This is a genomic window from Bradyrhizobium erythrophlei, assembly GCF_042430365.1.
Classification (GTDB): domain Bacteria; phylum Pseudomonadota; class Alphaproteobacteria; order Rhizobiales; family Xanthobacteraceae; genus Bradyrhizobium; species Bradyrhizobium erythrophlei.
In genome coordinates, this window is record NZ_JBHMET010000233.1 from 128,890 (window position 1) to 136,022 (window position 7,133).

Below are 7,133 nucleotides of genomic sequence, written 5' to 3' on the forward strand. Positions count from 1 at the left end.
CATGGAGACCCTTGTCAACGTCGCCCATGGCCTCGGCGTCGCGCTGCTGCCGGTCAACCTGCTCTACTGCTTCATCGGCGTCTTCATCGGCACGCTGGTCGGCGTGCTGCCCGGCATCGGCCCGATCTCGGCGATGTCGCTGCTGTTGCCGGTGACGCTGTCGGGCACGCCGGAGTCCGGCATCATCATGATGGCCGGCATCTATTACGGCTCGATGTATGGCGGCTCGACCACCTCGATCCTGGTCAACATCCCCGGTGAAGCGGCCTCCGTCGTCACCTGCATCGACGGCCACCAGATGGCGAAGCAGGGCCGCGCCGGACCTGCGCTCGGCATCTCCGCGTTCGGCTCGTTCATCGCCGGCACCTTCGCGCTGATCGCCTTGATGCTGGTGGCGCCGTCGCTCGCCAGCGTCGCGATCGCATTCGGACCGGCCGAATATTTCAGCCTGATGGTGCTCGGCCTCGTCGTGCTGACCTTCCTCACCCAGGGCTCGATGGCGAAGGCGCTGCTGATGGCCTGCATCGGCGTCGTGCTCGGACTGGTCGGGCTCGACAGCATCACCGCGCAACCCAGGCTGACCTTCGGCCGCATCGAGCTGATCGACGGCATCGGGCTCGTGCCTGTCGTGATGGGCCTGTTCGGCATCGCCGAGGTGCTGCTCAACACCGAACAGGCGATCAAGCGCGACATCATCAACGCCAAGATCACCCAGCTCTTGCCGAACAAGGAGGACTGGAAGGCGAGCGCCGGCCCGATCACGCGCGGCACCATCCTCGGCTTCTTCCTCGGCATTTTGCCGGGCGGCGGCGCCGTGGTGGCGTCGTTCGCGTCCTATGCGCTGGAGAAGCGGCTGTCGAAGCATCCCGAGCGCTTCGGCCATGGCGCGATCGAGGGCGTCGCGGGACCGGAATCCGCCAACAACGCCGCGGCCGGCGGCGCCTTCATTCCGCTGATGACATTGGGCATTCCGCCGAACGTCGTGATGGCGCTTTTGCTCGGCGCCTTCGTGATCCACGGCTTGCAGCCGGGGCCGCTCTTGATCTCGCAGAACCCCACGCTGTTCTGGGGCATCGTCGCCAGCATGTATATCGGCAATCTGATGCTGCTGGTGCTCAACCTGCCGATGATCGGGATGTGGGTGCAGCTGCTCAGGCTGCCCTACAACGTGCTGTTCCCGCTGATCATCCTGTTCACGATCATCGGCGTCTATTGCTCCAGCAACAACGTGTTCGACGTCCATGTGATGATCGCCTTCGGCGTGATCGGCTATTTCATGCGCAAGCTCGGCTACGAGCCGGCGCCGCTGGTGCTCGCCTTCGTGCTGGGGCCGATGCTGGAGAACAATCTGCGCAAGTCGCTGATCCTGTCGCAGGGCGATCTGATGACCTTCGTGCAGCGGCCGATCTCGGCGGCGTGCCTCGCCTTCGCGCTGGTTCTGCTGGTCGGCCCCTTGCTGCCGGCGCTGCGCAGGAAGCGCGAGCTGGTGGCGCTGGATGAGGGAGCTTAGGTTGGCTTGACGCCCCGGCCGTTCTTCGGGGTCTGCGCCATCGCGCGGGCCAGCACCTGGGCTTCCTTCTTCAGCATGTCGGCGAGCTCCGCCTCGCGGCGGCGGATGCGGTCGCTCGCCGCGCCGATCGAGAGCGCGGCGACCACCTCACCGGTATCGTCGCGGACCGGAACGCCGACGCCGCCCATGCCGGGAAACGCCGCATCGATCAGCACGGTGTGGCCGACCTTGCGCGCCGACACGATGCGTTCGCGCAGGAATTTTGGCGTGATGCGCGGCGATTTGGCGAGCCGCGGCACGATCACCTCGATGACAGCCTCGATCTCGGCATCCGGCAGCCACACCAGCAGCGCGAGCGCGCCGGCGCCGACGCCGAGCGGACGGCGGCTGCCGATCTGCAGATAGTTCGGCTGCAGCGGATGGCTGCCGACGGAGCGCGCGAGATAGAGCGCCTCGACGCCGGATCGCACCGACAGCAGCGCGGTATCGGCGGAACGCTCGGACAGGCGCAACAAGCTCGGCTGCGCGAGCTCGGCGATATCGACCGTGCGCCGCGCGCCGACCGCCATCACCCGCGCCTCCTGGCCGAGCTCATAGGTCTTGGCGCCGGCGACGCGGGCGACAAAACCCTCCTCGATCAGCGAATTGAGAATGCGCAACGCCGTCGCCTTGTTCAGCGAGGTGGTGTCGGCGATGTCGGTCAGCCGCAGCGGCGAGCGCTGCGCCAGCACCCGCAGGATCGCGCAGACCTTCTGGATCGCGTTGAACTTGTCCGGCTGGCCCGGCTCCGGCTGCGGATTCTTCCGGCCGGCCCGTGCGGGTGCAGTCGTGGACGCGTTCATGCCTTGCCCTTCACCATCGCGAACTCTGATCCGGATGCGACGTCCGCGAAGGACGCGATCCGAAACACCGCCCGCATCCTAAAGCGGTTGGCCGCGGCGGGACATAGTATACTTTCGTCAGATGAAACTCGCGTTTCAACTAATTGCGTTGCTATGCAACATGATTGCTCGCGTCAATTTCGTGACGCGAAATCAGAGTCTCACTGCATGCTACGCAAGCTTGAGCCGCCTGATCGTGACAAGCGCAGCGAGGCTGAGGAGACACACGGCGGTGAGGTAATAGCCCGGCGCCAGCTCGCCGATCAGCGCGAAGCCGCCCATCCAGGTCATGATCGCGGGCCCCATGCCGCCGAACGCCGTGACGCCGATATTGTAGCTGAGGCCGAGCCCGGTGGCGCGCGTCGCCGGCGGGAACAGCTCCGACATCAGCGCGGCGAGCGGCCCGTAATAGAGTCCCTTCAGGAGGCCGAGCCAGAGCACGCCTGCCACGATCAACGTCGGCGTCGGCTGACCGGTCAGCAACAGGAACACCGGGAAGATCGAGACCAGCAGCAGCAGGGCCTTGATGATCATATGCGTGGTGCGTCCGATCCGGTCGGAGATCGCGCCCGCGACCGGCGCCGCGAGCGCCATCGCGAGTTGGGCCGACAGCGCCGCGGCGAAGCCGATCGTCGGCGACAGGTTCAGCGTTTTCACCACATAGGTCGGCATGTAGACGATCAGGTAGTTGACCGCGGTCGACACCGCGAGCGCGCCGATCGCAAGGATCACGGCTCGCTTCTGCCGCGCGAACACCTCGACGACCGGCGACGCCTCCTGCTTGGCCGCCGGCGGCGGCGTCGCATCCTCGACGTGGTTGCGGATATAGATGCCGACCGGACCGATCAGCACGCCGAACAGGAACGGCAGCCGCCAGCCCCAGGACTGCAAATCCGTCGGGTCCATCAGCGCGGTCAACAGCGTGCCGAAGCCGGCGCCGAGCACGCCGCTCAAGCCCTGGCTCGCGAACTGCCAGCTCGCGGCAAAGCCGCGCCGCTCCGGCATGTGCTCGACCAGGAACGCTGTCGACGAGCCGAACTCGCCGCCGGCGGAAAATCCCTGCACCAGGCGCGCGAGGATCACCGCGATCGGCGCCACGACGCCGATGCTCTCATAGGTCGGCATCAGCGCGAGCACGAGCGTACCCACCGTCATCAGCAGGATCGACAGCATCAGCGAGGCCTTGCGGCCGTGACGATCGGCATAGGTGCCGAGCACGATGCCGCCGATCGGGCGGATCAGGAACGACAGGCCGAAGCTGCCGAAGGTCAGGAGCAGCGACGTGGTCGGGTCATTGGCGGGGAAGAACGCCTTGGACAAATAGACGGCGAAATAGGCGTAGATCGAGATGTCGTACCACTCGAGCGCATTGCCGATCGAGGTCGCCACGATCAGGCGGGTGATGTTCTTCTTCGTGGCGACCATGCCGACGTTGCCTTGCGCCTCAACCGGCGTTGATAGTGTCATCGCATTTCCTTTGCCAATTTCAGGCACTGCTCACTCCACTCGTCATGCCCGGCCTTGGGCCGGGCATCCACGTCTTGGCGGCCGCACAGGAAGACGTGGATGGCCGGGACAAGCCCGGCCATGACGCAGAATAGGTCAGGCGTTCATCGTCTACGATTTGCGCGGCGTCTCGCCGAGATCCCAGAACAGGCCGGTCATGATGGTGAGCGCCTCTTCGGTCACCGGCAGCAAGATGTGCTCGTCGGGGGCGTGCTGCGAGCAGCCCGGATAGGAATGCGGCACCCAGATGGTGGGCAGGCCGAGCCCTTCCGAGAACACGTCGTTGGGCAGCGAGCCGCCGAAATTCGGCAGGATCGCGGGCCGCTTGCCGGTCGTCTTGCGGATCGAGTCCGCCGCCCAGTCGATCCAGGGGCTGTCCATGTCGGTGCGCGAGGCGGCAAAGCGCTGCGCGCCCGAGACCTCGACCATCGGAAAGCCGTTGTTGTGCAGATAATCGCGCACCGCGTCGATCACTTCGAGATATCTGGTGCCGACGACGAAGCGGAGTTGCAGCACGGCGCTGGCCTTGCCGGGAATGGCGTTGGCGGGCTTCTCGATATTGCCAGCGGACATCGCCAGCACCTCCAGCGTGTTCCAGGCATAGAGCCGCTCTGCCGCGGTGAGACCTTCCTCGCCCCAATCGGGTGCGATCGCCGGCTCGTCCGCCGATGGCTTGATCTCGACGTCAGCGAGCGCGGCGCGGACGCGGTTGGAGATCGGCGGCGGCTTCAGGATATCGAGCTTCATGCGGCCCTTGCCGTCGACCAGGCTCGCGATGGCGTTGACCAGGATCGTGGCGGGGTTGGCGAGCACGCCACCCCAATTGCCGGAATGGTGCCCGCCCTCGCGCAAATTGACGTCGAGATGGATGCGGTTGCCGCCGCGGCAGCCGAGGAAGATGGTCGGCCGGTCGGCCGACAGCCGCGGCCCGTCGGAGGCCACGAACAAATCGGCCTTCAGCTCCTCGCGATGCGCCTCGCAGACCTGGCGCAGGTCGGGCGAGCCGATCTCCTCGCCGGTCTCGATGATGAATTTGGCGTTGAAGCCGAGCTTGCCGCCGCGCGCCTGCCGCACCGCACGCAGCGCCGCCATGTTGATCGAATGCTGGCCCTTGTTGTCGGCGGTGCCGCGGCCATAGGCGCGATCGCCCTTGGTCGTGATCTGCCACGGACTGAGATTGTCGCGCCATTCGCCGACCATGCCGTCGACGACGTCGCCATGGCCGTAGGTCAGGACGGTCGGCCGGGAGGCGTCTTCCTGGTAGTCGGCGAGCAAATACGGCCCGCGGCCGGTCGGCGATTCGATCAGCCGGGTCTTGAAATCGAGCTCGGCGAAGGCCGGCTGCAGGTTCTCGACCAGATAGGCGCGCAGCGCGTCGCCCTTGTCGGCATTCTGGCTCTCGGTCTGGTAGCCGATCCTGGCGTCCAGCTCTTTAAGGAACTGTCCCGATTGAAATTGCTCTCGCACGTTTGCGATTGCGTCGGCTCTTGTCGCCATGATTGTTCCTTCGCAGCCAGTCAACTGAGCATGATCGTGTCGTCCGGACCATGCCTTGGAGGCGGCCAACCTATCGGGATCGGATCGCGACTGGAAGGGCGGGAAATGCGAATGGCCCTTGCCAAAACATCGGAAGTCGCAACACATTCCGTTCCGCAAAGCCCGGCGTCCGACTGGGCAACAAGGTTTCAGCAATGACAAAGCAAATCCGGCTCAACGCCTTTGCCATGAACTGCGTGGCGCATCAGTCGCCGGGGCTGTGGACCCATCCGCGCGACCGCACCAAGGACTACAACAAGCTCTCCTACTGGATCGATCTGGCGAGAACGCTGGAACGCGGCCGGTTCGACGGGCTGTTTCTTGCCGACGTGCTCGGGGTCTACGACGTCTATGCCGGCAATGCCGATGCCGCACTGCGCAACGCGGCGCAGACCCCCGCCAACGAGCCGTTGATGCTGATCCCGGCGATGGCCGCGGTGACGGAAAATCTCGGCTTCGGCGTCACCTCCAACCTATCCTTTGAGCCGCCCTACCCGTTCGCGCGGCGGATGTCGACACTCGACCATCTGACCAATGGCCGGGTCGGCTGGAACGTGGTGACCGGCTATCTCGATTCGGCGGCGCGCGGCGCCGGCAAGGACAAGCAGACCGCGCATGACGACCGTTACGACATCGCCGACGAGTATATGGAGCTGGTCTACAAGCTCTGGGAAGGCAGCTGGGAGGACGACGCCGCGATCCGCGACGTCGCGCGCGGCATCTTCACCGATCCAAAGAAGGTGCATCCCGTGCACCATGAGGGCAGGAACTACCGCCTCAACGCGATCCACCTCTCGGAGCCGTCGCCGCAGCGTACGCCGGTGCTCTACCAGGCCGGCACCTCGCCGCGCGGCCGGCAATTCGCCGCCGAGCACGCCGAATGCGTGTTCATGTCGGGGCCGTCGGCGAAGGTGATCGGCCCCCGCGTCTCGGCGATCCGCGAGCTCGCGGCCGAGAAGGGCCGCAACCCGGCCGAGATTCTGATGTTCTCGATGATGTGCCTGATCATCGGCCGCACCGAAGCAGAGGCCAGAGCGAAATACGCCGAGTATCGCAGCCACATCAGCCATGAGGGCGCGCTGGCGCTGATGTCAGGCTGGACCGGCGTCGACTTCTCGACCTATTCGCTCGACCAGGAGGTCCGCCACGTGCAGAACGACGCCGGCCGCTCGGCGATGGACAACGTCACCCGCGCCGATCCGGATCGGGTCTGGACCGTACGCGAGGTCGCCGAGCATGTCGGCATCGGCGGCGCCGGCCCGGTCGTGGTTGGCACGCCGGAGCAGGTCGCCGACAAGATCGAGCAATGGTTCGAGGACACCGACGTCGACGGCCTCAACGTCGCCTTTGCGACATCGCCGGGCGATTTCGAGGATATCGCGGACATGCTGGTGCCGGAGCTAACGAAGCGTGGCCGTTACAAGCAGGACTACGCCAAGGGCACGCTGCGGGAGAAGCTGTTCGGCGTGGGACGCGCGCGGCTGAACGACACGCATCCGGCGAGCCGGTATCGGGTGAAGAAGGCTACAGCGGCCGGGTGATCTCCCCTGTCATTGCGAGCGTAGCGAAGCAATCCATCTCACGATGCGGGGATAGATGGATTGCTTCGTCGCTTCGCTCCTCGCAATGACGGGGATAATCCCGTCATCCTGAGAGCTTGTGACCCTATGAGTGGTGACCGCGCCATTTGGCTCAGTAGA

The 7,133-nt window shown here is 65.5% G+C and carries 5 protein-coding genes; 2 read left to right on the forward strand and 3 right to left on the reverse strand.

From position 1 onward, the window contains the following. Position 1 precedes the first annotated feature (1 nt). The gene (locus ACFFWD_RS35935) at positions 2 to 1,510 is read left to right on the forward strand and encodes a tripartite tricarboxylate transporter permease (protein WP_376973707.1); all 1,509 of its coding nucleotides are present in this window, start codon (positions 2 to 4) and stop codon (positions 1,508 to 1,510) included. Here ACFFWD_RS35935 and ACFFWD_RS35940 read toward each other — a convergent pair. From ACFFWD_RS35940 to ACFFWD_RS35950, 3 genes are all read right to left on the reverse strand, one after another. Then, a complete protein-coding gene (locus ACFFWD_RS35940) occupies positions 1,507 to 2,352 on the reverse strand; it encodes an IclR family transcriptional regulator (RefSeq protein ID WP_376973709.1) in 846 nt (281 codons plus the stop codon). The two genes, ACFFWD_RS35935 and ACFFWD_RS35940, sit on opposite strands and share 4 nt — an antisense overlap. Positions 2,353 to 2,562: 210 nt before the next feature. Next, complete coding sequence (locus ACFFWD_RS35945; protein ID WP_376973711.1) at positions 2,563 to 3,858, reverse strand: MFS transporter; 1,296 nt, start codon at positions 3,856 to 3,858, stop codon at positions 2,563 to 2,565. A 150-nt stretch (positions 3,859 to 4,008) separates the two neighbouring features. Beyond that, complete coding sequence (locus ACFFWD_RS35950) at positions 4,009 to 5,394, reverse strand: M20 family metallopeptidase (RefSeq protein WP_376973713.1); 1,386 nt, start codon at positions 5,392 to 5,394, stop codon at positions 4,009 to 4,011. Positions 5,395 to 5,588: 194 nt separating this feature from the next. Here ACFFWD_RS35950 and ACFFWD_RS35955 point away from each other — a divergent pair, with 194 nt between their 5' ends. Further along, positions 5,589 to 6,974, forward strand: coding sequence for an LLM class flavin-dependent oxidoreductase (locus ACFFWD_RS35955; RefSeq protein WP_376973715.1), 1,386 nt, complete (start codon positions 5,589 to 5,591; stop codon positions 6,972 to 6,974). Positions 6,975 to 7,133: the final 159 nt, after the last annotated feature.